This is a genomic window from Chelativorans sp. AA-79, assembly GCF_029457495.1.
Classification (GTDB): Bacteria; Pseudomonadota; Alphaproteobacteria; order Rhizobiales; family Rhizobiaceae; genus Chelativorans.
Genome location: NZ_CP120361.1, coordinates 5,127,801 through 5,153,643, shown reverse-complemented (window position 1 = coordinate 5,153,643; position 25,843 = coordinate 5,127,801). Strand labels below are relative to the sequence as shown.

Below are 25,843 nucleotides of genomic sequence, written 5' to 3'. Positions count from 1 at the left end.
CTCAGGCGGCAGTTGCAAGCGCCTGCTTCAGGACCTTCGCCAGATCCATGCGCTCCCAGGAAAAGGAGCCGTCGCGTCCACCGGGCTTGCGGCCGAAATGGCCATAGGCAGCGGTCTTGGCATAGATCGGCTTGTTCAGGTCCAGATGGCGCCTGATGCCGGTCGGCGAGAGATCCATCACCTGCCGGATGGCAAGCTCGACCTCCTCCTCCGATACTCGGCCTGTGCCGTGCAGGTCCACGTAGACCGAAAGCGGCTGCGCCACGCCGATGGCGTAGGAAAGCTGGATCGTACAACGGTCTGCAAGCCCCGCCGCCACAACGTTCTTGGCGAGATAACGCGCGGCATAAGCCGCGGAGCGGTCCACCTTGGTCGTGTCTTTGCCCGAGAACGCACCGCCGCCATGGGGCGCGGCTCCGCCGTAGGTGTCGACGATGATCTTGCGGCCGGTCACGCCCGCATCACCATCCGGTCCGCCTATCACGAACTTGCCGGTGGGGTTGATGTACCAGCGGCAGTCGTCGGCAATCGCCAAACCACCATCCGAGAGTGCCTGGCGGATATAGGGTTCGACGACTTCGCGCACTTTCTTGTTGTCCCAGGTGGGATCAAGATGTTGAGTGGAGAGCACGATTTCGGTGGCGGCAGAGGGCTTGCCGTCGATATAGCGCACCGTAACTTGGCTCTTGGCGTCGGGCCCGAGCCTGGCGACGTCTCCGCTGCCCTCCTTGCGCGCCTCGGCGAGAGTCTGCAGGATGCGGTGAGCATAATAGATCGGTGCCGGCATGAGATCCGGTGTCTCGCGGCAGGCATAGCCGAACATGATTCCCTGGTCGCCCGCACCTTCCTCGCCCTGCCGGTCGGCGGCGCTGTCCACGCCCTGGCCGATATCGGGAGACTGAGCGTGAAGCAGGACGTCGATTTTCACAGTCTTCCAGTGGAAGCCGTCCTGCTCATAGCCGATGGAACGGATGGCGCGCCGTGCGGCTGCGCGGAACTTGGAGGGATTGACGACGGGGTGTCCCCGGCCGTCCATCTGGACGTTGCCTTCCTTGCCGCGTTTCAACAGGCTTTCCGGTACACGGACCTCGCCGGCAATGATAACGCGATTGGTGGTGGCAAGCGTTTCGCAGGCGACACGGACCTTCCACGGGTCCATGCCTTCCTTTTTTGCTTCGCGATAGACCAGATCGACGATCTCGTCCGAAATTCGGTCACAGACCTTGTCCGGATGGCCTTCGGAAACGGATTCACTTGTGAAGAGATAGCTTCTGCGCGCCACGGGTAACCCCTCTGAGAAAAGCCGGCGCATGCCGGCGACTGGCGGCATCTAGTTAGCCACCGCCAGTTAACCGGTCAAGAAAACTTACTCAGTCAGATGCGGCGGTATCCGCCGCGAGCGCCTTCACGAGATCCAGGACCCTGCGCCGCACTTTCGGGTCGGCAATCCTGACGAAGGCGCGGTTGAGCTGAATTCCCTCCGAACTGCTCAAGAAATCAGCGACATAGGTCGAGCCTTCCTCGCTGAAGCCCGCCCCTCCTTCCTTGTCGTCGCTGGGCGCCCCCTCGAAGAAGAAGGAAACCGGAGCGTTCAGGATCGATGCAATCGCTTGCAGGCGACTTGCGCCGACACGGTTTGTCCCCTTCTCGTATTTCTGAATTTGCTGAAAAGTTATGCCCAGGCTTTCGCCCAGCTTCTCCTGGCTGACCCCTAGCATGTTCCTGCGGAGCCGGATTCTGCTGCCGACATGAACATCAATGGGGTTCGGCCTCTTTTTGTTAATACTCATTCATCCCTCGCCGCTCGGGACAGTTGACAACGAAACCGACGAGGTCCACGCCCCCCTCTGCCGGGTCTCCCCAGCTTTGCGCGAATAGTCGGCCTGTTCATATGCGTAAGCCTGTCGACCGATGTCAATTCAAGGGTCAGTATGCTTACCCATATGCTTAACACTAGAGGGAATATGCCCAAATTATCAGAAATGTAAGGCCTCGGGCGACGTTTTTCCCAACTTCGCCCCACACTGGAGCACCACGTTTCGTGATAGCGGGAAGTAGCAGGCTCTCGTCGAGCGCGGCCGTGGAATGGGTTTGTCGTCTTCCTGCCGATATGTGTTTCACGCTAAGGGGAACGATCTTTGCGCTCGTTATGGATATGCCGCGCTCTGCGGCATCCAGTGCCGTGCAGGCTGCCGCCGAGGAAGGATTTCAGGCGGTGCTTTTTGTGGGAGGGCCTACGTTTCTTGATATGGCATGGACCTCTTCACCGCCGCGAAACGCTTCATCCTTTGGGAGGCCGCAGGACAAGAAGAAATGATCCGTTATCGGAGTTCGGTTCAAGAATCGCGTCGGGCATTTTACCGGTCGGCTTGCCAACCGGGAGCCCGCCCCTTGATCAAGTGGAGCGGGAATTACCTCGCGGGCGATTATGCGCGCATAAGTTTTTGTTTGCGTTTTCTTTTTCCGTCACAGCGCAGGGAATAAGCCAATAGCCGCGGCAATCTGACGCACAGCAGGACGACCCTGAATCCGTGCCGCCCGCGATCCAGTTGATCACGGGCGCACTCGACTGTGAGAAGGCGTTAAACGCCGGGGATTTCCGGCGATCTGATGATACGACGGCGGCGTTCGGCCGTCCGGCCTTGCACGATGCGCACTCTTTTGACACGGCGCGGGTCGGCGTCGAGCACGTGGAACTCGAAACCCGGGATCGCCTGCACCACTTCGCCGCGCGCCGGCACACGGCCGAGCGCATTGAAGATCATGCCCCCGATGGTGTCCACGTCCTCCGCATGCTCGCCAGCGCGGAAGCCGTCGCCGATCGCCTCGGCGACGTCCTCGATCTCCGCGCGCGCATCGACCAGGAAGATACCGTCGCCGGCCTTCTCGATCATTGGTTCGTCTTCGTCGTGCTCGTCCTCGATATCGCCGATAACCATCTCGACGATGTCTTCGAGTGAGACGAGTCCATCCGTTCCGCCATATTCGTCGATGACGAGCGCCATCTGTATTCGGGCCGCCTGCATGCGCGCCATGAGGTCCGAGGCGAGCATCGAGGGCGGAACGAAGAGGAGGGGGCGTATGATATCGAGATCGCCGATCGTGCGATTGAGATCGACATTGCCAAGCGAAAGTTGCGGATTGGCGGGCAAAGGCTTGCGGCTGCGGCCGTTCTTCTGCCTCGCCGCCCGGATCAGGTGGGCCACCACATCACGGATGTGCACCATGCCGCGCGGATCGTCGAGGCTTTCCACATAAACGGGCATGCGCGAGTGCGCGCCGCGCTCGAACTGGTTGAGAAGATCCCCAAGTGTGGTGGATAGTTCCACTGCCTCAATGTCGGCGCGCGGCACCATCACGTCCTCCACCCGGAGTTCTCGCAGCCGCAGGATGTTGTCGACCATCGCACGCTCGCCCAGCGAAAGCGGTGCGGCGTCGGTCGTGTGTTCCGCAAAAGCCTCGGCCAGATCGTTCTGCAGGGTGGAATTGCCGCGTGTGCGGAAAAAGCCCGCAATCCGAGTGAGCAGCGAGGGGCGGCTTTTGTGGCGTCGCGGAGGTTTACTAGAGCCCTCTTCCCCCTCCTCGGGGGAAACAGCTGCGCTCTCCGGCACACCGCCGGGGGCGATCATGGTAGCTTCAGTCATCGTCTTTCAGTCGTTGCTACAGCAAAGTTAGGCGTAGGGATCGCCAATGGCAAGGCTTTCCAGGATTTCCCTTTCAAGCTGCTCCATCTCCTCCGCCTCTTCCGGCATTTCGTGGTCATAGCCCAGAAGGTGCAGATAGCCATGGACGACGAGATGCGCGAGATGATGCTCGAGCAGCTTACCTTCGGCCCGCGCCTCGCCCGTCACCTTTTCATAGCCCAGTGCGATGTCGCCCAGATGACGCGGCGTTCCCGGAGGGGCCGTGCCCCCGATTGCCGGGAAGGAAAGAACATTGGTCGGCTTGTCCTTGCCGCGGAAACGGGCATTGAGCGCCCGCATCTCGGCATCGTCTGTGAAAAGGATCGTCAGTGTTTCGTCGCCCGTCCGGCCTATCCGGGCCGCAGCCGCCGCAATCGCACGTTCCGCAATCTGCTGCAGCACCTCTTCCGGCGGCCAACCTGGCGTCTCGACGGCACAATCGACGGCGATGGCCCGAGAACCCCCCGCACCCGCGGCCATCACTCGCCCGTGGCCGATCTTTTCGGGCCGCCAGTCTTCCGATCATAGGCATCGACGATCGCCGCCACCAGCGCATGGCGTACCACGTCCTTCTCGTTGAAACGGACGGTCACGATCCCCGGCACGTCCCGGAGAATGTCGAGCGCCTCCACGAGTCCGGACTTCGTGTTGGGCGGCAGGTCGATCTGGCTGGGATCGCCGGTGACGATCATGCGCCCGTTCTCGCCTAGGCGCGTCAGGAACATCTTCATCTGCATGGGCGTGGTGTTCTGCGCCTCGTCCAGGATCACCACGGCGTTTGAGAGCGTGCGTCCGCGCATGAAGGCGAGCGGCGCGATCTCGATCACGTCCGCGGCGAGAGCGCGCTCCACCTTGTCTGCCGGCATCATGTCATAGAGCGCGTCGTAAAGCGGGCGCAGATAGGGATCGACCTTTTCGCGCATATCGCCGGGCAGAAAGCCGAGCCGTTCGCCCGCCTCGACGGCGGGGCGCGAGAGCACGATGCGGTCCACCATGCCGCGCTCAAGCAGCATCGCCGCGTAGGCGACCGCCAGGAAGGTCTTTCCCGTGCCCGCTGGGCCGATGCCGAAAACGAGCTCGGAACGCTCCAGCGCACGCATATAGGCGTCCTGGTTGGCGGAGCGCGCATGGACCGTGCGCTTGCGTGTCGAGATTTGCGCCGCAGCAAGCTTTCCCTTGCTCTCCAGCGTGGGCAGGCTCAGCTGGTCGTCCGCCGCCTGGGCAAGACGCACGGCGCCGTCTACCTCGGAAGCCGAAAGTTCCGTCCCGCTCTGCACGAGCCCGTAGAGATAGTCGAGTGCGCGGCGTGCCTGCTCGGCCGCCGTCGACTCGCCCTTGATGGAAAGCCGGTTACCCTTTGAGCGGACATCGACCCCGAGCTTCTGCTCGATGCGGGCGAGATTTTCGTCGAACGGGCCATAAAGCGCGCCGGCGAGCTTGTTGTTGTCGAAAGTGAGCACGATATGCGCCATATCGGACGCCCCGGAGGGCGTGTTCTTCAGCTCCGTACCGGCGTTCAAACGCTTTCCCCCTTTGCAGCCCCCATCGGGTCCGCGTTCAAGTTCCGCATTGGCTCGCAAAACAGGCTGTGGCTGCCCGCACGCGTGATCCGCACACGGACAATGTCGCCGATTCGGCCGGCCCTTTCATCAACAATCACGGGCTGCAGCCAGGGGGAGCGGCCAACGAATTGGCCCGCCTGACGTCCCGGCTTCTCGATCAACAGATCGATCTCCCCGCCCACGAGGCTCTTGGCGAAGGCATGCTGCTGTTCCGCCAAAAGCGCCTGCAGCCGCTGCAGCCTCTCATCCTTCACCTTTTCCGGCACTTGGTCCTGCATCTCCGCACCCGGCGTTCCCGGCCGGGACGAATATTTGAAGGAGAAGGCCTGAGCATAGTTTACGTCGCGCACAATGCGCATCGTATCCTCGAAATCTTCGTCCGTCTCGCCCGGAAAGCCAACGATGAAATCGCCGGACATGGCAATGTCCGGCTTCGCGGCGCGGATGCGCTCGATCAGGCGCAGGTAATCGGCCGCGCTGTGTTTGCGATTCATCGCCTTCAAGATCCGGTCGGAGCCCGTCTGCACCGGAAGGTGCAGGTAAGGCATCAGCTTGTCGAGATCCCGATGGGCGGCGATGAGATCATCGTCCATGTCGCGCGGATGGCTAGTCGTGTAGCGTAACCGGTCGAGGCCGGGGATCTCGGCCAGCCGGAGGAGCAGGCGGGCGAGACCCCATTCGTTGCCGCCCGGCCCTTCGCCATGCCAGGCATTGACGTTTTGCCCGAGAAGAGTGACCTCGCGCACGCCGGCTTCCGCGAGCCGCTCTGCTTCCGCAACAATCTGTGTCACGGGTCGCGAAACCTCCGCGCCGCGCGTATACGGCACGACGCAGAAGGTACAGAACTTGTCGCAACCCTCCTGCACGGTGAGGAAGGCGGTCACGCCTCGGCTGCGCACGGATTTCCGTCCGGGTGCTGGCAGGTGCTCGAACTTGTCCTCGATGGCGTATTCGGTCTCGACGATCTTTTCGCCGGTCTTCGCCCGCTTCACCACCGAGGGGAGACGGTGATAGGTTTGCGGTCCTATAACGAGATCGACCACCGGCGCGCGGCGCAGGATCTCACGCCCTTCGGCCTGGGCGACGCAACCGGCCACCCCGATCACCGTCTCTCGGCCCTGCTTCGCGCGTTCATCCTTGAGGACGCGTATGCGGCCGAGCTCGGAATAGACCTTCTCCGCTGCCTTTTCGCGGATATGGCAGGTGTTGAGGAGCACCAGATCCGCATCTTCCATGATGTCTGTCGGACGATAGCCGTCTGCCGCCAACGCATCGGCCATGCGCTGGGAGTCATAGACGTTCATCTGGCAGCCATAGGTTTTCACGAACACCTTTTTGCCCGTGTGCGAAGCCCCTTCCGGACGGGAGGACGGGATGGCCGAACGATCCGTTGACAAATTCTGTTCCATGATGGCGTAACTAGCGTCTTTCGGCGTCGAACAACAGACGAATCTTGCGCCTCAGCGTTGCCGAAGCGCGACGACGAGCATTTGCCGCACCCGCCTTTCGGTGTTGAGCGCAACCGCCTTTCGATCCCCATCGGCCGAGAATGGGATGGGCTCGCCGAACCGAACCTCCACATCAATGGCCTTCTGGCCAAGCAGTGCCAGAAGATGCGGCACGAAATCCATGTTGCCGATCCAAGCGAGCGACCCACGCTCCCGCCGATCGAGCGGCAGTCCATTCCGGCGCAGATAGGCGATCGCCACCGGCTGCACAAGAACGCGCCCCTCTTGCATGCTTTCGAGCGCAAGCTTGGCCGCGCCGAAAAGGGTGCTCTTGAAGGGCAGCACACGGTTGCCGTCGCCCGTCGTCCCTTCCGCGAAGAGCACCATGGGATCGCCACTCGAAAGCCTCTCAGCGAGTTCGCGTGCCTGCTCCGGAGTGGCGCGCTTGCGTTCCCGTTCTACGAACACGGAGCGCTGCAGCCGGGCGAATGTGCCCAGCACAGGCCAGCCCCGCATCTCTGATTTCGCGACGAAATGAACGCCCGTAATCGAACCGAGCACGAGGATATCCGTCCAGGACACGTGGTTGGAGACGATGAGCAGCGGGCGCTCCGTCGCCGGCAACCCGGTTAGCCGTACGGAGATGCCCAGCACTTTCAGCGTGAGCCTGTGCCAGAGCCGCGGCGCGCTGCGGTCGCTCCACCAACCCGTGCGCAATGCCACTTCCTGGAACAGGATAAGAGGCAGCGTGTAGACTGCAATGAGCAGGACCTTGCCGATCAGCCGGACTTTGGCGAGCACTTTCCTGAACTCCCCCGTCTGTTCCAGCTACCGAAGGTCTCGTCGCATCACCAACGCACTGGAGCGGTGGGCGAAGGCGTCCCTGTAGTAGTCCGGCCTGCGCCCTACCTGACGGAAGCCGAGGCGCCGATAGAGCGCGATGGCCGGCATGTTGCTCTCGTCCACCTCCAGGAACAGCGCCTCGGCACGCTCGGCGTGCAGGGTGCGCAGGATCGCGTCCATCAGCATCCGGCCGATGCCGCGCCGGCGCAAAGCACGGGAGACGGTGAGCGTGAGGATCTCCGCTTCGCCGGCGGCGCGCCTTGCAAGCACAAAGCCGCAGGGCCTCGCTCCCGCTCCCTCCTCGATCGCAGCGAAACCAAACACGGTTTCCTGGGACAGAAGCGATTCGAATTCGCCGTCGGTCCATGGCCGCACGAAATCCTCTTCGTGCAGCGCCGCGAGCGCAAGGCTGTCGGCGATCTCCAACGGACGCACCGCGAAACTTCTGCGCAGGAGGCGGGAAAGGGATAGCGCCATTATCGTCCGTTCAGCGGCAGGGCAAAGACCGTTTGCGGCCTGGCATCGGGTGGACGCAGGTAAAGCGGCTTGGGCTTCTCCCCTGTCGCCGGCCGTTCGGCGGCAATGCGGGCGTAGAAACGAATATCCGCAGTCGTGGCGCGCGGCCCGATATCAAAGCCTCCGGCGGCCATCTGGGAAACACGTTCCGCCGCATCGCCTGCGAGCACGGACGCGTGCTCCTTCGCAATCTGCACGAGGTCGTCAGGAGAGGCGAGCCGGGGGCCGCCCACACACTGGCCCGCGGCATCGAATTGCATCATCGCGAGGGAATCTGCGCGCCCGATCGCGCAAAGCACAGGGCGGCCGGGGAAGGCCTCGCGTGTTTCGGCCGCAATCGCTTCCAACGTCGTCACCCCGACGGCGCTAATTTTCAATGCCAGCGCGAGCCCACGCGCGGCGGAGACGCCCACACGCACCCCGGTGAAGGAGCCGGGTCCGATGGAAACCGCAATGGCATCGATGGCCGCATAGGAAAGGCTGGCTTTCTCCAATACTTCCCCGATCACGGCCATGATGTGCTCGGCGTGGCCCTTGCCGAGATCGAGCACCGCGCGGCCCTTCTCCGCCCCCGCGCCGGCGTCATAGACACAGGCGGCACAAAGCGAAGCGGCGGTATCGATGGCGAGGATGTTCATGAGCTTCACGTCCGGCTTCAGGCGTCCGCTGCCTCGTTGAGGCGCAGCCGTAGGCGCGGCAGCATGCGACCGGGGATCGAGCCCGATGGTGACCGGCCAATGATCAGGGCGCCCATCTTCTCGTAAAAGGCCACGGCGCCGGGGTCGGCATCGAATGTCAGCACACGCGCGCCGCGTTTCGCCGCTTCCGTCCTTGCCCAGTCGAATAGCATCCGCCCGGCCCCCTTTTCGTAACAGGCGGGTTCCACGAAGATCTTTTCCAGTTCGGCTTCGTCGCCGGCCACCGATATCTCGGCCATTCCTACGCGGAGCCCGTCGATCTCTGCCACGGCGATATCGGGCCTCGACGGGTCCACGGTCAATTCCTTTCGGCATGCTTCCATAAAGGTCTGGTCATAGCCGTGCGAGGCCTTCGAGCGCAGGCACAGCGCCGTCAGCGCCGGACCTTCGTCAGCTCGTGGGGGTCTCAGCCGCAGCATCGGCCCCTGTCCAGTGCCTTTTTCTCGAGCCGCCGCGCATGCAGGACCGGCTCGGTATAGCCGTTCGGCTGTTCGCGGCCCTTGAAGACGAGATCGCAGGCCGCTTGGAAGGCTACGGACCTCTCGAAATTCGGCGCCATGGGCTCGTAATCCGGATCGGCAGCGTTCTGCCGGTCCACCACCTCGGCCATGCGCCTCATGGTTTCCATCACCTGCTCGCGCGTGACGACGCCGTGATGCAGCCAGTTGGCGATGTGCTGGGAGGATATGCGCAGCGTGGCGCGGTCCTCCATCAGGCCGATATTGTCGATATCAGGCACCTTGGAGCAGCCGACGCCCTGGTCGATCCAGCGTACCACGTAACCGAGGATGCCCTGCGCGTTGTTGTCGAGCTCCTGCTTGATTTCCTCGGGCGACCAGTTGGGCCGCGTGGCGACGGGAACGGACAGGATGTCGGCGAGCTTCGCGCGCGGGCGGGATTTCAGGCTCTCTTGTACGGCCTTGACGTCAACCTTGTGGTAGTGCGTCGCATGCAGCGTGGCGGCCGTGGGCGAGGGCACCCAGGCGGTATTGGCGCCGGCCTTCGGATGGCCGATCTTCTGCTCCAGCATGGCGGCCATCAGCTCAGGCATGGCCCACATGCCCTTACCGATCTGCGCCCGGCCGGAAAGCCCGCATTCGAGCCCGACGTCCACGTTCCAGTTTTCGTAGGCCGCGATCCAGGTGGATTGCTTCATGTCTCCCTTGCGGATCATCGGGCCCGCTTCCATGGAGGTGTGGATCTCGTCGCCGGTACGGTCGAGGAAGCCCGTATTGATGAACACCACGCGCTCGGAAGCCGCGCGGATGCATTCCTTGAGATTGACGGTCGTGCGCCGCTCCTCGTCCATGATGCCCATCTTGATGGTGTTGGGCTTCATGCCCAGCCCATCCTCCACCCGGCCGAAGAGCTCGACGGCGAAGGCCACTTCCTCCGGCCCGTGCATCTTGGGCTTCACCACATACATGGAGCCGGTGCGGCTGTTCATGCGCCGCCCCTGGGGGCCGATGTCGTGCAGCGCGATCATGGCCGTGAACATGGCGTCCATGATGCCCTCGGGCACCTCGTTGCCGTCACGGTCGAGGATCGCCGGATTGGTCATCAGGTGCCCGACATTGCGCACAAGCATCAGCGAGCGGCACTTGACCGGGAAGGGCGAGCCGTCCGGCGCGGTGTAGGTGAAGTCACCGTAGAGCTTGCGCGTGACCGTCTCGCCGCCCTTCTCGAAAGTTTCTTCCAGGTCGCCCTTCATCAGGCCGAGCCAGTTGCGGTAGACGAGCACCTTGTCCTCGGCATCGACGGCGGCCACCGAGTCCTCGCAGTCCATGATCGTCGTCAGCGCCGCTTCGACGTTGACGCCGGCAATGCCCGCCGGGTCGGTCTTTCCGGGGCCGTAGTCGCTGTTGATAAGAATCTCGATACCGAGGCCGTTGTTGACGAGCAGGACGTGCCGCCAGTCGCCTTCGCCTTCGGCGTGGCCGGCATACTGGGCTGGCCGCTTCAAAGCAACAGCATCGCTGCCGGTCGAGAGCCGTAGTTCCTTCCCGGCCTCGATCCCGGTCACCTCCGCCCATTTCGCTCCATCGAGCGGTACGGCTTCGTCGAGAAACGCCTTCGCCCAGGCGATCACCTTCTCGCCGCGCTTGGGGTTGTAGCCCTTGCCGCGCTCCGCCCCGTCTGCGTCGGGAATGACGTCGGTGCCGTAGAGCGCGTCGTAGAGGGAGCCCCAGCGGGCATTGGCCGCGTTGAGCGCGTAGCGCGCGTTCATCACCGGCACGACGAGCTGAGGGCCGGCTATCTCCGCAATTTCAGGATCGACATCGGATGTACTGACCTTGAAATCCGGCCCCTCCGGAAGGAGGTAGCCGACCTGTCGCAGGAAGGTCTCGTAGGCGGAAAGATCGCTCGGTGCACCGTGCTCGCGATGCCAGGCGTCGATCTGTTCCTGCAGCGCGTCGCGTTTGGCGAGAAGCGCCCGGTTGCGCGGCGAAAGCGCGTGCACCATCTCGGAGAGCGCGCGCCAGAACGTTTCCGCATCGACACCCGTTCCCGGCAGCGCTTCACTCACTGCAAAATCGTGCAGCCCGCGGGCAATCTTGAGCCCATTGATCTCGACGCGATCGGTCATGAGACACCTCGGTGTTTGTCACTGCGGCGTTTGACCATGGCCGGCGTGCGGGGTCAATCGCTCATGCGGCGATACGCGGTCTGCCGGCGGCGACTGCAGTCACCGTCGCTTCCAGGAAAAGCCGCTGGCCGTCGATGTCAGCCGTTCGCAGGGTCCGCGTCGTCGTCACTTCGGCGGTTTCCGCGCCCGCTTCCGCCGCTCGCGCTGTCGCCAGCATGCGTCCCTGTTCCTCCGCGAAGGCAAGCGCTTCCCCCTCTTCGCGAAAATCGCGGGTCTCTGCGCCTGCGCTTACACGGAACAGGCCTTCACGCGGTTGCGTCACGTCGACATGCACCGTCACCTGCACCTGACCGGCAATCGCGCCGATGGCATTTGCCACATCCAGGTTGTCGGGCAGCACGCACTCGCTCGAGAGAAACCGTTCCAGACCGGCATAATGCAGTCGGGCAGAGGCGCCGAGGCCGATCACCGGTCGGTCGAGAGAAAGCGACAGATCCACCACGCTACGCGTCCCGTCGAGCGCGCGCTGAACCAGAGGATTGGCCGGCGAAAAACCGGTGTCGTCTTCCGCGAATGCAGTCTCCAATATGGCTTCAGCCGAGCGCCGCGTCAGGCATCGCAGAACACTTTCGCTGATCGCGCCGGCACTGCCTGCAAGCGGGCGTCCACGGCCATCGCGGCGGCGTGCGAAGAGCTCCGCTCCCAGTCTGGCGGCCTCTGGGTCCCAGGTCGCCTGAAGCCCCGTGACGTGGGCGGCGTCCGACGGGGTGAAGCCGCTTATCTGGGCCAATCCGCGGGAGACCAAGCGCTGCAGTATCGCAAATTCGATATTGGAGCCGATGACGCGATCCAGTGGCTGCGGCGTTGCGGAAAAGCGCCGAAAAAGCTTCTCCTCGTTCTCGCTGAGCCCGGCGGCGAAGCGCTCCGGTAATCCGGTCAAATAGGCGAAACGACCGTCCAGCCGTCCGCCCTGAGCACGGCGCAACTGCCTCTCAAGCTCTGGTTTCACGAATCCCGGAAAGAGCGTCTCCGCCAGGGAAAGCGGTATGAGCCTCCGCGGACCGAGGCGGAGCCGCGGCTCCAGCGTGCCGTCCTCCAGCGCCACTTCCGAATCGCCCCCGAGACCGTAGGTACGCATGGCCACGGCTTCCACCATGGTGCGCCAGCCCCCCACCATCGCACCTTCGGGATCTAATCGCGGTCGGCCATTGGTGAGCAGGGCGATGTCCGTCGTCGTACCACCGATGTCGGATATGATGGCATCGTCGAGGCCGGTCAGGTGACGTGCTCCGACCAGGCTTGCCGCCGGGCCGGAAAGGATGGTCTCGATTGGGCGCATCCGGGCCAGCGAAGCGGAGATCAGAGCGCCGTCACCGCGCACGACCATCAGCGGCGCCTCGATTCCCCGCTTTTCGAGGAAGCTGGCCGTCGCCGCAATCAACCGTTCGATGAGGGAGATCAGGCGTGAGTTGAGTAGGGTCGTGAGTGCCCGGCGGGGGCCGCCGAGTTTCGCAGAAAGCTCATGGCTCGCGGTGACCGGAAGACCGGTCCGGGCGCGGATGAGGTCGCAAACGGCCATCTCGTGCGCCGGATTGCGCACCGCAAAGTAGCCGCAGACGGCTATGGCGGTCACAGTCGGGGCGACGGCGTCGATCCAGGGCCCAAGGGGGGTGAGGTCAAGCGGTGTTTCATTGCCATGCACATCGTGACCGCCCTGGAGGAGGAGCAGGGGATCCTGGCCGAGCGCGGTACGAAGGCCGTCGCGCTCCAGATCGGCTTCGGCAAACCCGATCATGACGAGGCCGACACGGCCGCCCTGTCCTTCCACCACGGCGTTGGTGGCGAGCGTAGTGGACATGGAGACGAGCCCAACCCGTGCCGGTTGCGTCCGGGCAAGAACGGCGTCGGCCGCCGCCGCGATTCCTTCGGCCAGATCGTGTCGCGTGGTCAGCGCCTTCGCCTTGGCCACGAGACCCGCTCTTTCACTGTAGAGCACGGCATCGGTGTAGGTTCCTCCGGTATCGATGCCGAGTAGAACGGTGTCGCGCGGCCCATCATGCATTCGGAGGATCTCGACAAAGGTGGTCGAGCGGCTTTAGCGCAGAGTGAGGGCTCCGCAAAGCCGTGCACGACAAAAAGACCGTCCCGGCCGGAGCCGGGACGGTCTGCTGCTGCCCTGGGAGGAGAAAGGGCTTCAGCGCCGCGCCCTTTCGAGGGCGTGGTTTCGCGATTATCTGCCGGGCGCTAGTTCGGGTTCGGGTAGATTTTCATCGCGCGCCGAAAAGGTCTCCGTCTCCTGACCCGCCAACGGGCGAAGGATCGGCGAAGCCGAAGTCATCGTGCCCGGGTCGATCTCCTCGTCGAAGGGGGTGTTTCCTGTTAGCGAGGGAGGAAGATCGTTCTCATCGCTTGGTCTGAATGCCTCTGTCGCCTGGTATCCCCGGCTGAGCGGGCGCAGCGGCTCGATGCTGCCCGTCGTCACGGTGGTGTCGACGCCCTGGTTCGTGGCCAGGTCTGGCGGCAGCGTGTCGCCGGAACGGTCGGTCTGATACTCCTGCGCCAGGCCCGAGCCCGCGCCAAGCAGCACCAGAGCCGAAGTCGCAATCAGGATCCTACGCATTTCGGTTCTCCTTCGGTCTTGGAGTGTAGGGCATGCGCCCCTTGTCCGCTCTAACGGTCGAGGAGAATCTGGGTTCCGATCTTTTTAGGGGGTTAGCCGATCGTCGCACGCCCGAAGCCCTCGGAGAGGGCACAAACGGGCAAGTCGGCTGGCGCCCAGCTTCAAGGTTGCAGGAAGCCATCTGCACGGTGGGCGAACTGCATCCTGAACGGAGGAATTTGCCGCCGCAAACGGCCGATTGCAGGGTTGGGCTCCCCGGGATCCGCCCATGCGACGATATGCGCATGGGTCGATCCCGGGCAGATGTAACCGGCACTCTAGCCGGCTCGCTCCGGCAGGTTTAGTCGTCGCTGACCTTGAACTGCTGAGTCGCAGCGTCGGGGAAGCGCGTCACGGGTACGCCGGAAGTCACAATGTCGCGATCAACATTGCCGTTCTGCGCCTGAGCACCCACCTCGCTCTTCGGGAGAGCGTTGTTCGAACTCGGGCCGAAGTCATCTGCGGCGGAGTAGCCGGCATTGACGGTCGAACCGACCTGAGAAGCGGGTGCGCTGATCTGCGGCGTCTGGAAGGGCGAATCGTTGCCGGCAAGGGCGGAGCCGGCACCGGCAACGGTGAGGATCGCAGTGATAAGGACGGTCTTACGCATAATGTTGTCTCCATTCTCAAATGCGAGGGGAATGTTCCTCGCCTCCATAAAATGGGCATGCAAATCCAAATTTCTAGACATTAATGATCACAAACTTGTGATCCGGCTGTCGTGGAGTGTCGATTGAGGACTGATGCCTCTGTGGCATCCGGAGGCTCGACGTTGCACCCGTAGCTCAGACCTGCATTGCCGGTGAAGGCGGTCTGGACATTCAGCCCATCGCGGTCCCATCCGTAACGCAAGCGGTGAGGCTCTGATTGCTGGATGAGCTGAGGAGCCAGCATTCAACCGCAGTCGTCGCCACAATCCCGGCACGCGCGGCGCAATGCTCCGATCTCGTGGCCCTACCTTCGGCGAACATCCATCGCCAATTCGCCGTTGATGCCCGCGCCGCCTTCGGCTATGAAGGCGCGCGTCCAATGTTTGGCGCAGGCACCCGTAGCTCAGCTGGATAGAGCGCTGCCCTCCGAAGGCGGATGTCAAGTCCGGCGATGCAAGCGAGTGAGTAAAAAAGTCGAAATAAAACAATAAGTTGCGAGTTTGAATTTTTGGGGTTAACACCCACACGAAAACCGCGTAAGCACTGCGTAAGCAGTAGGCACCCATAGCTCAGCTGGATAGAGCGCCACCCTCCGAAGGTGGAGGCCTCAGGTTCGAATCCTGATGGGTGCGCCAAATACCGCCGATTGTCCGACAGAACAGTGGCTACCGAGCCGAGATGTCGGGTGGCTATTCCCCTACTGCTCGTGTTGCAGGCTCAATTTCGGTCGCTATCCGCTCCCAAATCGTCGGAATGCCCCGCCTCCAAGCGGCGCTATAGGAGATTGGCCGACCATCCCGACGAAACGGATGGTTAGTTTTGCCCCAGTGCCGCGGCCAGCCGTCAGGCGAGTTCTCGAAATCCCCCTTCCGCCAATAAACCGTCGGGTAGATAACTGTTGTCCATCGCCTCGACGCCGCGCGGGTCGTTGAGTAGGTCTCGAAGACGTCCGATCCCGGCCTCAGGTAGCAGATGAGGTACATCAGGCGCCCGATCAATGAACGATATCGAGGCACGCTCAGCTTCGATCCTTAAGGCTGCCTTAAGCCTCGTATAGAAATGCGGCCTGGAACCTTGGGTGATAACCATGCGCGTGCTGATAGTCGAAGATGATGCGGTCCTCAGAGACGGATTAACGGTGGGCCTTTCGATTGGCGGCTTCACCGCCGATGCGGTCGAAACTTGCGAAGAAGCCGGCGCCGCTCTCACGAACCATGAGTTCGATGCGCTGGTGCTCGACCTGATGCTTCCCGACGGTTCCGGCCTCGATGTCCTGAAATCCCTGCGGGAGCGGCAGGACGCCACACCTGTGCTCCTTCTGACTGCGCGTGATCAGGTCGCCGACCGGGTTCACGGACTGGATGCCGGTGCCGACGACTATCTCGGCAAACCGTTCGATCTGGACGAGGTCGCCGCGCGGCTGCGCGCGCTCGTCCGCCGCGCAGCTGGCCGCCCGCAATCAGTGCTTGAATGGTGCGGCCTACGCCTCGATCCGGCGAACCAGAATGTCGAACGTCTGGGCGAGCCCATCCGTTTGTCCCGGCGCGAATACTCGATTTTGCACGCCCTCATGATCCATCCCGGTCAGATTCTGTCGCGGAGCCAGATCGAGGATAAGCTTTACGGCTGGCAGGAAGAGGTCGAGAGCAATGCCGTCGAGGTCCACATCCATCATCTTCGCGGCAAGCTGGGACCGGGCATGATCCAGACCGTCCGTGGGATCGGCTATCGCCTCGGAAACGAACCGTGATGCCGTCGATCTCCAAACGGCTGTTCCTGATCCTCGCTCTGACCACCGGCCTCGTCTGGCTGTCGGCGGTCGTCTGGATTTTCCTTTCCACGCGCGCCGAAGTGGAACGGGTTCTCGACGCGCGGCTGATGGAAGCAGGCCGGATGGTCTCCTCATTGATCGTCAGTCAGGAGATCGCCGTCGATCCGACGCAGACGATCGCGTCCGATCTGCCGGTGCGTACCCACAGCGCCTATGATCGCCAGCTATCGTGCCAGATCTGGTCGTTGCAGGGGACGTTGATCGGACGCTCGGATGCGGCGCCGGATCAAGCAATGTCCGAGCACACCGACGGGATCTCCGAGACGGTGATAAACGGTGAGCGCTGGCGGGTCTACGCGATCACCAATGCCGAGCGCGGTGTCCGCGTTCTGGTCGGTGACAATCTGAGCATCCGCAACGGGCTGGTGAACGACGTCATCCGCGGCCTTCTGCTGCCGGCCCTGCTGATCTTGCCGGTTCTGGCTATCCTGATCTGGCTCAGTGTCAGGCGCGGCCTCGAGCCACTCAGAAAGATCGCAGGCGATCTGGAAGCACGTCACGCCTCCGATCTCAGCCCGATCGAGGACGTGCAAACGGCCAGTGAAATCGCACCGGTCCTGCAATCGCTCAACGGGCTGTTCGCACGCGTGGCCGGACTTCGGGAACGCGAGCGCAATTTTACCGCCTTTGCCGCCCACGAGTTGCGCACGCCGCTGGCCGGCCTCAAGACGCAGGCGCAAGTCGCGCTTGCGAGCGGCGATGGCACGATCCGTGAGCAGGCATTGCGTCAGATCGTTGTCGGCGTCGACCGCACCGGCCGGCTCGTTCGGCAATTGCTGGATATGTCGGCGGTTGAAGCGCTCGACCAGGGCGAGCGCAGTGGGAGGGTACGGCCCGGGAGCATCCTGAGAGCGCTCGCGGACGAACTGTCCGATCCGGCCAGGGATGTTGAGGTCGAGGTTTCTCCTGATCTTGATGGCATCGAGTTGGACATCGAGCCGGAGCTGTTCGCTCTTGCTGCCCGGAACCTGATGGAGAACGCAGTGAACCATTCGCCGCCCGGAGGCGTCGTCCGGTGTCGTGTGGCCGGTCCCTCCGAAGAGGGCCGGATTATCATCGAGGATGATGGTCCCGGTATCCCCGAGGAGGAGTTGGCCCGCGTCACCGAACGCTTCTTTCGCGGCCGCAACAAAGTACCGGTCGGCAGCGGTCTCGGCCTCGCGATCGTCGAACTGGCGCTCGGGCGGAGTGGTTGGCGCCTACGACTTCAGAACCGCGACAGCGGGGGGCTGCAAGCAGTGATAGCGAATGCCGCGTAATCCGTTGCATCTGGTTCGGCGGCAGCCAATTCATCTCTCAAGAAGTTGGCGCAAGCAAGGAGCGTCAACGCACGCAGTAAGCTTCTTGCCGCACGCGACGCAGCTACCCCACCAGAAGATGGTCCATAGCCGGATCAGCTATCACGACCAGCGGGCTCCCGTCGCGAACGTTGTCGGCGAGGTGGATGACATCTTGATTGATCATCCGGATGCATCCGGATGAAACCGCCTGGCCGATTGTCCAGAACTCCGGGTTTCCGTGGATGCGGTAAATCGTGTCCCGGTTTCCTTCATGAATGTAGAGGGCACGTGCTCCAAGTGGATTTTTCAGCCCTGGATCCATGCCGCCATTGGCGATTGAGTAGGGCTCCAACTCGGGTTGCCGCGCGACCATTTCATCGGGAGGAGTCCAGCGCGGCCATTCCCGCTTGTATGCGATATGACGCCCTCGGCCAGCCCACGAAAAACCGTCCCTGCCGACACCCACCCCGTATCGGATTGCGCGGCCGTTAGGCTGAACGTGGTAGAGATAGCGGTTTGGCGTGTCGACGATGACAGTGCCGACTCGTTCATCGGTCGGATAGTTGACTTCCGTCCGCCACCATTTCGGATCGACCTTGGAAACGTCGACTTCCGGAATCGGAAAGCGCTCGTTCGGCAGTGCGTAGTACATTGGGGGCGTCGGCGGCGGGGGCGGCTGCGCGACCGGCGGCGCGACCTGCGGTGTTTGCCTCGTGGAAACGCATCCGGCGAGGGTCATTGCGCTGACGCCAATGAGGAACGCGCGCCGCGCAATTGCGGGTGTCGGTAGCTTAGTCACGTTTCGTACGCTCTCTGCTTGCAATCGTAAAGCCGCACAGCACGACGCCCGTCTTAAGGGCAGCTTAAGGCAGGCGCGGTCGAAGATAGCGATGCGGCGGGACCTCAGGCACCGACCTGCGGCTCAAATGATCCGGCCGAACAGACTGTCGATCGGGTGGGGGCACATAGTTGGAATCGCGGGCTTGCGTTGCACGCGAGGACAACTTTTTCATCCTTAAGCCGGCCTTAAGGTACGCCCGCTTTGCCGCCGGTCCTGAGAAGGAGACAAGAATGCGGACGCGACTTCCAACGAACGCGGTAGCGTCTACGGCCGATGTCGGATGCGGCATCGATGGTGATGCTCAACGGATGAATGGCCAATGGACCCGCCGCGGGCTTCTGCTGGGGGGGCTGGTGGGGCCGGTAGGATTGCTGACGGCTCCCATCGGAATGGCCATTGCCAATCCGGCTGCGATGGCCACTGACGTCGCCTCCTACCGGGAAAGGCTGGAGCAGGTCGCGCGAACGCACAGATTTGCGCTCATCGACATCCGTGCGGACTGGTGCGCGGTGTGTCACCGCATTGAGCGGGAAATCCTCGCCCATCCAGCCGTATTGCAACGTCTCCAGGCGGTCCCTCTCGTGAAGGTGGACGTGACCGTCATGGACGAGGGAAACCGCCAGCTCCTGTCCCACCTTCGAGCGAGCGGCCCGCCGACATTCTTCGTCGTGGAAGCGGTCACCGGCCGCGAGTATGATGGCACCCGTTCGGTCGGATCGTTCAGCAGGCGCGATCTCATGCGGCGGTTGCGACCGTTCATCCGATAATCCGGAGTCCAGGATAACCTGCCATCGATCTTCGGCTCGATGCGGTCCTTAAGGCTGCCTTAAGCTCGGGAGAGTGCGCTCGCTCCAATATCTACGACCTGGAGCTTTGACCATGCACGATCGGCGCCGCTGCACATCCACACCTCTTCCTTTTGCCATCGGTGGGCCGCCACTCCGCAGTGCAGTGAACCGGCGGACCTTGCTTTCGGGGTTGGCGGCGCTCGCTGCCGCCGGCCTTGCCATGCCCGTGCGTGCCGACGACATGTCAGCCGAGATGATCCTGAACGACCCTGAAGCGCCGGTCGGCGGCAATCCGAACGGCGACCTGATAATCGTCTCGTTCTTTGACTACAACTGCCCGTTCTGCAAGCGCACCGTCGAGCCGCTGAATATGGTGCTGGAATCGGACGGCAATGTGCGTCACGTCTACAAGGACTGGCCGATTCTCGCGCCGTCGTCGGTCTATGGCGCAAAGCTGGCGTTAGCGGCCAGGTATCAGAACCGCTACGAGGACGCCTATCTGGCGCTGATGGGTATCGAAGGCTCGCGGGTGCCGGAAGAGCGGATGCGGCAGGCACTGGAAGGCGCCGGCTTCGACACGGCAGATCTTGAGACCGAAGCCAATCGCCGCGACGCCGAGATCACCGCCTTGCTCCGGCGCAACAACGCGCAGGCTGAGGGGCTCGGCCTGCGCGGCACGCCCGTGTTTCTGATCGGTCGGTTTCTCGTCGCCTCCGCCCTCGACGAAGACGGCTTCCGCCAGGTTGTCGCCGACGCCCGCGAAGCGTCCTGATACATCCCCCGATCGCGACAATCCGAGCAATTTCATGTCCCCAACGCCCATCCTTCGCCTCCTTGCCGGCCTGTTCTTCGTCTTCCTGTCGCTGCCCGCCGCGGCGCAACAGAAGGATCTCCTGCAAGCCGAGGAAGCCTTCCGTTTCTCGGTTGAGCGGAATGCGGATCAGCAGATTCAGCTCCGTTGGGAGATCGAGGAAGGCTATTATCTCTATCGCGATCATCTGGAAGCGAAGGACGTCGCGACTGGCGAGGCGGTCCCGCTTTCGACTGGATCGGGCGTCGTGGAGACAGAGGATGCCAACTTCGGTCCTTCGGAGGTGTATTATCTCGAAGCGGTGGCACGTCTCGGCGCCGAAGCGCCCCGGCAGGTCGCAGTCACCTATCAGGGCTGCAAAAAGGATTCGATCTGTTATCCGCCGCTGACCCTGACGGTGAACACGGAAAACCTTCAGGTTTCCGAACCCGTCGTCGGCTTTGGCGTCGCTCCAGCTCCAGCCGCCCCTGCCGGAGGGACGGGAAGCGGCAGCTTCAACCTGGCCGAGGACACGCAGGGCGGCGGAATGGTCGGCTCGCTTCTCGCCAGCGGCGGTGCGACCTGGGTGATTGTGAGTTTCCTCGCCTTCGGGCTGCTGCTCGCCTTCACGCCCTGCGTGCTGCCCATGTATCCGATCCTCAGCGCGACCCTGGCGCGCGAGGGCGAGGCATTGACGGCGCGGCGCGGCTTCATCCTGTCTTCGGCCTATGTGCTGGCGATGGCCGCAGCGTTTGGCATGCTTGGCGTCGTCGCGGCATGGTCCGGCCAAAACCTCCAGATGGTGCTGCAATCGCCATACGCCATTGGCGCCGTCGCGGCGCTGTTCGTGGTGCTCGCGACGTCGATGTTCGGTTTCTTCGAGTTACAACTGCCAACCGTCTGGGTCAGCCGGATGTCGGGCGTACAAGCCGGCACGCGCGGCTCGGTGGGGGGAGCCGCCGGAATGGGTTTCCTTTCGGCACTGATCGTCGGCCCCTGTGTCACCGCACCGCTCGCGGCAGCACTTCTCTATATCGCACATACGGGCGATGCCTGGCTCGGCGCGGGTGCGCTGTTCGCCCTCGGGCTCGGCCAAGGCATTCCGCTGATCGCCTTTGGGACGATGGGCAGCCGCGCCCTGCCGCGGGCGGGGGCGTGGATGGTGCAGGTCAAATACGCGTTCGGCTTCGTCTTTCTCGGCGCGGCGATTTGGATGGCCTCCCGAATCCTGCCGCCGCAAGTGACGCTGGCGCTTTGGGCGGGTCTCCTCTTGATTGTTGCGGTCTTCATCGGCGTCGCTGATCGGCTCGTGGCCGATGCTGGCGCTTGGCTGCGCTTCCGTAAGGCCGCCGGCCTTGGGGTTTTCCTCGGCGGCGTCATCCTGGCAATCGGGGCGGCATCGGGCGGAACCGACCCGCTGCGCCCGCTCGCCCATTTCGTCACGCACGGTTCAGGCCAGCAGATCGCCCAGGCCGAGATGACATTCGTCGAGGCAAACTCGACGCCGCAGGTGGAGCAGGCAATTGCCTCTGCCAACGGACGTCCGACATTGGTCTATTTCACGGCCGACTGGTGCGTCATCTGTAAGACGATCGAACGCGATGTCTTTTCGAGCACGAACGTCATCGCCGCACTGGGCGATTTCCAGCGTGTCAAGGTGGACTTGACCGCACTGGATGCGGCCAGTCAGGGCCTGATGCGCGATCTTGCCGTGGTTGGTCCGCCGACCATGATCTTCTTCGACCGAAATGCCGCAGAGGCAAACGGCTCGCGCCTCATCGGAGATGTGACAACCGATACGCTGCTGACATCGGTCTCGCAGGCGAGGCAGTAAGATGAACGCAGTCGCCATCGGGCCTTTCGTCTTCGCGCCCGACCGCTTCGCCGCGATCCTCGCCATCGCCGCCTTCCTCCTGCTGAGCGAGGTCCTCACCCGCAAGGTCGATCAGCGGTTTTCGTCCTGGGCCTGGGGTGCGACCGTCGCCTTCGTGGTCGGCGCGCGCGCCGGGCATGTCGTCCAGCATGCGAGCAGTTTCCTCGCCGAGCCGTTGCGCGCATTCTACATCTGGCAGGGAGGCTTCATGATCGAAGCCGGCATTGCGCTGGCACTTGCCTACACGGTCTTTCGTTTCCGGCGTCAACTGAGGCTCACGCTGTGGACGGCCCTGCCGAGCGCGGCTGCGGCCTATGTGGCCTTTTTCGTGCTGCAGCTCACCGCCGGCGCGCCGGCGACCCCGCTGCCAACCGGCGGCATCTACCGCACGGTGGCCGGTGAACAATTCAACCCGGCCGACCTCGAAGGCCAACCTGTGGTCATCAACCTGTGGGCAACATGGTGCCCGCCCTGCCGCCGCGAAATGCCGATGATGGCGGACGTGGCCGCAAACACGGACAATGCCAAACTTGTCTTCGTCAACCAAGGTGAAGGCCAGGAGATCATTCAGCGCTACCTGACAGCCGAGAATCTTGAGCTTGAGCACGTCGTGCTCGACGGGCTCGGTGAGTTCGGTCGTCATTACGAGGTGCCGGGCCTGCCGGCTACGTTATTCCTCAAGAGCGACGGGACGCTGCAATCGGTACATATGGGCGAGATCTCAAGAGAGGCCCTCATGAGCGGCATTCAAAACCTCGAATAGCCGCCGCAGGTCTGGCACGGCAGGTATTCCCTGCGACTGAGACGAAGCTGCGACCATCGTCATGATGGCTGTCATGCAATCCTCATTGAACCTGCCAGTCGGAGAAGGCATTGAAAGGCCAGTAGACCTGTCGAACGATGTCACATTATCCAGAAATCTGCTGGTCTTCGTTGGCTCCATTCTTGACGCGCTATTGAGCAAGGCGAGAGATATTAGGACCTTTGATCAAGGCGAGCCTTAATTTGTCTCCATCTATCGATCTCGCTGCGCGGGGCCGCGATGATTTCTTCGCAAAGAGGCAGCAATTCAGCATCTCAGGCGTCGTCCTCGAAACCGGGGTAGTCATGCTCATCAAATATCTGTTTTCGCGCCGAACTGGCCTACGGAGCCGGTCAGGGCACATCCATCCGACTTGCCGCTAAGTCTGCCATGTAGTCTCCTGCTGGAACCCAACCTTGCCAATGCCGAGGACCACGAGCCGTATCATGCGGCGCTTATAATTGATTGTCACGCAAGGCTTATCTTGGTCGGAGTCGGCATCCAATGCTTTTCGGATCGGCCGAACGACGTCTCATTTTCGACCGATCCGTAAGCCGGGCGACATTCTGCTGAGTACGCCATCGCGCCTGATGCCATGCCCCAGGGCTGCGGCTAGGTGAAGACCGACAAGGACAAGTGTCACGTACCAGAGAGCTTTGTGACTCCATTCGGCCGGTGCCCAGAAATAGGCCACGATCACGCCGGTTACCGCTTGGGCTGCGAGGCTCCCGTAAAGGCCCCAGTGAATGGTCGCTGCGGCAAGGTCGCTAAAGTGGTTGATCCGACGCCGTTGCCGGAGCCGGAGGGCTATGCGCAAGAACACCAGCGCACCGATGCCCATGCCGCAGTAGTTATGGACCATATGCAGGAAAAGGTCCCATTCCCTGGCCGGGAGAAGTGGGTTATGGGTCCTCGGGATCGCGTCGGCAGTAGACCATTGGATAATGATCATGGCGACAACGACCCAATGGATTACTATCTGAAGGCTGGAATACTTGGGCATTGTCGACCACCGCAGGGTAATATATCTACTTTCGTCGCCTTCTTCCTCCCGAAATGAACAATATAAATTGTCGCTCCGCTTCGAATTCTGAGCCTCGATGGAAGAGGCGCACTTTCGTCGCAGTTCTCATGTTCGGTCCTGAGGTGGAACGCCGTAATTGCAGCACGGCTTAGGAACTTTTTTGCTTTAATTCGTCTCTATGAATCGGTCTGTCAATGGCACGTCTTGCGTCATTCGAGCTTTGGTTCGCTAAGCGGCATCTACGCCCATTATGGGTCGATCCATTGCGCGCCGCTTGCCCGTGCTTGATGCGTTTACAGCGAGGTCCCAGATTAGGGTCTTTGATCGAGGCGAGCCTTAATTGTCTCCATCTGCTCGATCTCGCTGCGCTGGGCCGCGACGATTTCTTCGCAGAGAGTTAGTAGTTCCGCATCGCGCAGATCCGCTTCCCTGCACATGAGGATCGCGCCCGAGTGGTGGGGGATCATCGAATCGATGAACTGCCTGTCACCGATCAGGGTTTGGCTGCGTGTGGCTGCGAATGAGGCGATTGTCAGGACGACGAACATAGCGTAAAGCGCAATGTTCAAGCTCTTTCTCGGGAACATGCCCGGCATTGTCCCCAGCATGAAGATTCCCATTGGCGCCCACATGGTCACGGCCATGTAGAACATGTTGAGATTGTTCCGGAAGTCGTGCAGGCCGTCGATCATCGTGAACATCACGACGTACATGACTATCAGGCCGAGCGCCATGTTGATCCAGAACATCAAATAGGGACGGCCTGCGCCGTGTTCGTGATGGCCGGTGTCGGAAGAATGGTCCATGTCGTGTCTCCGCAATGCAGGTTCAGTGACCCAACCCGATGCCCATCGGCTTGAGCATCATCCAGATCGCCATGCCGACCATCATCAGGTTCTCGGTCAGGGAGACGAAGCCGAGCGGCACATTGCTGTCGCCGCCGACGCAGGCGCATTTGAGTTCGCGCTTGTCGATATAGACCGCCTTGAAAACCGAGATGGCTCCGACGGTGCCGATAAAGAGGGCGACAGGGACCGACAGCCACATCAGCGCGCCGGCCATCATCAGGACGCCCGCCAGCGCTTCGCCGAATGGATAAATGTAGGAGTAGCGCACCCAACGCTGCGCCAAAAGGTCGTAGTTCAGGAACATGGTAGCGAAGCCCTCCACGTCCTTGAGCTTCTGCAGGGCAAGCAGACACATCGCAATCGCGATGAACCACTCCACCGTCGCGACGGTGAGAAGGTTCCCGAACGCGGCCCAACTCGCAGCCAGCGCCATCAGCGCCGCCATCGCGAAAAGCGCGATCACCGGCGTATAGGTGGTGGCGTCCTTGTCTTTCACCTCCTTGCCGAAGAAGGCGAGAAGATCGTCGTAGCCGCCGATGCGCTTGCCGCCGATGAAGGTCTGCGGCGTAGTGTCGACGCCGTGCTTATCCTTAAAGGCATCAACCTCGGCGCGCGACGTCAGCTTGTGGTCCTCGACCTGGTATCCCTCCCGTTGCAGGAGATCGAGCGATTTCAGTCCCCAGGGACAGGTATGCTCTGTCATGACCATTCGATGCAGTTCGGCATGTTTTGCGGTGGCGGCAGCCATTGCGGTTTCCTCCAGGTTCAAAGCTTGGCCTTGGCGAAGATCTCGACCAGCTCGTTGAACTTCTTGCGCTGCTCGGTGGCGTTGCCGGACGCGATCGCGTCTTCGACGCAGCAGGCGGCGTGGGATTTCAGGATTTCGGTCTCAACGATTGCCAGCGCGGCCTTGATGGCGTGGATCTGATGCAGGATGTCGATGCAATAGCGGCCGTCAGCGACCATCTGGCCGACGCCTCGGACTTGACCTTCGATCCGACTGAGCCTTGAGCGGAGAGCCTTGGTATTCTTCTGATCCATGAGCTGCCGATACCCTATACGGGTATATCCAACACTTCAGCGTGGGCTTGGTTCCTTTCGTTCGTCAGGATCTCTTTCC

At 62.3% G+C, this 25,843-nt stretch carries 24 protein-coding genes and 1 tRNA gene; 7 read left to right on the top strand and 18 right to left on the bottom strand.

Features of this window, described 5'->3' with window-relative positions:
* Position 1 precedes the first annotated feature (1 nt).
* From metK to PVE73_RS25000, 14 genes are all read right to left on the bottom strand, one after another.
* A complete protein-coding gene (gene metK, locus PVE73_RS25065; RefSeq protein ID WP_346772389.1) occupies positions 2-1,282 on the bottom strand; it encodes a methionine adenosyltransferase in 1,281 nt (426 codons plus the stop codon).
* A gap of 88 nt (positions 1,283-1,370) precedes the next feature.
* Positions 1,371-1,790 carry a helix-turn-helix domain-containing protein gene (locus tag PVE73_RS25060; protein WP_277364834.1) on the bottom strand — a complete coding sequence of 140 codons (420 nt, stop codon included), beginning with the start codon at positions 1,788-1,790 and terminating at the stop codon, positions 1,371-1,373.
* A gap of 792 nt (positions 1,791-2,582) precedes the next feature.
* Complete coding sequence (locus PVE73_RS25055) at positions 2,583-3,644, bottom strand: hemolysin family protein (RefSeq protein WP_277364833.1); 1,062 nt, start codon at positions 3,642-3,644, stop codon at positions 2,583-2,585.
* A 27-nt stretch (positions 3,645-3,671) separates the two neighbouring features.
* Complete coding sequence (gene ybeY / locus PVE73_RS25050) at positions 3,672-4,163, bottom strand: rRNA maturation RNase YbeY (RefSeq protein ID WP_277364832.1); 492 nt, start codon at positions 4,161-4,163, stop codon at positions 3,672-3,674.
* Positions 4,163-5,203, bottom strand: coding sequence for a PhoH family protein (locus PVE73_RS25045; protein ID WP_277364831.1), 1,041 nt, complete (start codon positions 5,201-5,203; stop codon positions 4,163-4,165). Before PVE73_RS25045 ends, ybeY begins: the two co-directional genes overlap by 1 nt.
* The gene (miaB, locus tag PVE73_RS25040) at positions 5,200-6,549 is read right to left on the bottom strand and encodes a tRNA (N6-isopentenyl adenosine(37)-C2)-methylthiotransferase MiaB (protein ID WP_277367574.1); all 1,350 of its coding nucleotides are present in this window, start codon (positions 6,547-6,549) and stop codon (positions 5,200-5,202) included. Before miaB ends, PVE73_RS25045 begins: the two co-directional genes overlap by 4 nt.
* A 156-nt stretch (positions 6,550-6,705) precedes the next feature.
* Entirely contained in the window at positions 6,706-7,494 is a 789-nt protein-coding gene (locus PVE73_RS25035) for a 1-acyl-sn-glycerol-3-phosphate acyltransferase (RefSeq protein WP_277364830.1), read from the bottom strand.
* A 27-nt stretch (positions 7,495-7,521) separates the two neighbouring features.
* On the bottom strand, positions 7,522-8,013 hold the full coding sequence (gene rimI / locus PVE73_RS25030; protein WP_277364829.1) for a ribosomal protein S18-alanine N-acetyltransferase: 492 nt from the start codon (positions 8,011-8,013) through the stop codon (positions 7,522-7,524).
* Positions 8,013-8,690, bottom strand: coding sequence for a tRNA (adenosine(37)-N6)-threonylcarbamoyltransferase complex dimerization subunit type 1 TsaB (gene tsaB, locus PVE73_RS25025; protein WP_277367573.1), 678 nt, complete (start codon positions 8,688-8,690; stop codon positions 8,013-8,015). The genes rimI and tsaB overlap by 1 nt, the downstream gene beginning before the upstream one ends.
* A 17-nt stretch (positions 8,691-8,707) precedes the next feature.
* Entirely contained in the window at positions 8,708-9,169 is a 462-nt protein-coding gene (locus PVE73_RS25020; protein ID WP_277364828.1) for a GNAT family N-acetyltransferase, read from the bottom strand.
* Complete coding sequence (locus tag PVE73_RS25015; RefSeq protein ID WP_277364827.1) at positions 9,157-11,337, bottom strand: malate synthase G; 2,181 nt, start codon at positions 11,335-11,337, stop codon at positions 9,157-9,159. The genes PVE73_RS25020 and PVE73_RS25015 overlap by 13 nt, the downstream gene beginning before the upstream one ends.
* Before the next feature lie 61 nt (positions 11,338-11,398).
* Positions 11,399-13,399, bottom strand: a complete 2,001-nt coding sequence (locus PVE73_RS25010; RefSeq protein ID WP_277364826.1) for a hydantoinase/oxoprolinase family protein — start codon at positions 13,397-13,399, stop codon at positions 11,399-11,401.
* A 168-nt stretch (positions 13,400-13,567) separates the two neighbouring features.
* On the bottom strand, positions 13,568-13,957 hold the full coding sequence (locus PVE73_RS25005) for a hypothetical protein (RefSeq protein ID WP_277364825.1): 390 nt from the start codon (positions 13,955-13,957) through the stop codon (positions 13,568-13,570).
* Positions 13,958-14,297: 340 nt separating this feature from the next.
* Positions 14,298-14,606 (bottom strand): hypothetical protein, encoded by a 309-nt coding sequence (locus PVE73_RS25000; protein WP_277364824.1) that lies wholly within the window; start codon positions 14,604-14,606, stop codon positions 14,298-14,300.
* A gap of 598 nt (positions 14,607-15,204) precedes the next feature.
* Here PVE73_RS25000 and PVE73_RS24995 point away from each other — a divergent pair.
* The 3 genes from PVE73_RS24995 to PVE73_RS24985 all read left to right on the top strand — a co-directional run bounded on the left by PVE73_RS24995 (position 15,205) and on the right by PVE73_RS24985 (position 17,736).
* A tRNA-Arg gene (locus PVE73_RS24995) sits at positions 15,205-15,281 on the top strand.
* Between the two features lie 452 nt (positions 15,282-15,733).
* Complete coding sequence (locus tag PVE73_RS24990; protein ID WP_277364823.1) at positions 15,734-16,396, top strand: response regulator transcription factor; 663 nt, start codon at positions 15,734-15,736, stop codon at positions 16,394-16,396.
* Complete coding sequence (locus PVE73_RS24985) at positions 16,396-17,736, top strand: ATP-binding protein (protein ID WP_277364822.1); 1,341 nt, start codon at positions 16,396-16,398, stop codon at positions 17,734-17,736. Before PVE73_RS24990 ends, PVE73_RS24985 begins: the two co-directional genes overlap by 1 nt.
* Positions 17,737-17,839: 103 nt before the next feature.
* Here PVE73_RS24985 and PVE73_RS24980 read toward each other — a convergent pair whose 3' ends face one another.
* Positions 17,840-18,496: a L,D-transpeptidase gene (locus PVE73_RS24980; RefSeq protein ID WP_277364821.1), complete on the bottom strand. Its 657-nt coding sequence runs from the start codon at positions 18,494-18,496 to the stop codon at positions 17,840-17,842.
* Between the two features lie 332 nt (positions 18,497-18,828).
* Between PVE73_RS24980 and PVE73_RS24975 the strand changes: the two genes are divergently transcribed.
* The 4 genes from PVE73_RS24975 (at position 18,829) to PVE73_RS24960 (ending at position 22,812) form a co-directional block, all read left to right on the top strand.
* Positions 18,829-19,365, top strand: coding sequence for a thioredoxin family protein (locus tag PVE73_RS24975; RefSeq protein ID WP_277364820.1), 537 nt, complete (start codon positions 18,829-18,831; stop codon positions 19,363-19,365).
* Between the two features lie 184 nt (positions 19,366-19,549).
* Positions 19,550-20,158, top strand: coding sequence for a DsbA family protein (locus PVE73_RS24970; protein WP_277367572.1), 609 nt, complete (start codon positions 19,550-19,552; stop codon positions 20,156-20,158).
* Between the two features lie 34 nt (positions 20,159-20,192).
* On the top strand, positions 20,193-22,010 hold the full coding sequence (gene dsbD / locus PVE73_RS24965; protein ID WP_277364819.1) for a protein-disulfide reductase DsbD: 1,818 nt from the start codon (positions 20,193-20,195) through the stop codon (positions 22,008-22,010).
* Position 22,011: 1 nt separating this feature from the next.
* Positions 22,012-22,812, top strand: coding sequence for a TlpA disulfide reductase family protein (locus PVE73_RS24960; protein ID WP_277364818.1), 801 nt, complete (start codon positions 22,012-22,014; stop codon positions 22,810-22,812).
* 1,374 nt (positions 22,813-24,186) lie between these two features.
* Here PVE73_RS24960 and PVE73_RS24955 read toward each other — a convergent pair.
* The 3 genes from PVE73_RS24955 to PVE73_RS24945 are packed head-to-tail and all read right to left on the bottom strand — an operon-like array spanning position 24,187 to position 25,689.
* Positions 24,187-24,681, bottom strand: coding sequence for a DUF305 domain-containing protein (locus tag PVE73_RS24955; RefSeq protein WP_277364817.1), 495 nt, complete (start codon positions 24,679-24,681; stop codon positions 24,187-24,189).
* 22 nt (positions 24,682-24,703) lie between these two features.
* Positions 24,704-25,471 carry a glutaredoxin family protein gene (locus PVE73_RS24950; protein ID WP_277364816.1) on the bottom strand — a complete coding sequence of 256 codons (768 nt, stop codon included), beginning with the start codon at positions 25,469-25,471 and terminating at the stop codon, positions 24,704-24,706.
* A 17-nt stretch (positions 25,472-25,488) separates the two neighbouring features.
* A complete protein-coding gene (locus PVE73_RS24945; protein WP_346772388.1) occupies positions 25,489-25,689 on the bottom strand; it encodes a metal-sensitive transcriptional regulator in 201 nt (66 codons plus the stop codon).
* Between the last annotated feature and the right edge of the window lie 154 nt (positions 25,690-25,843).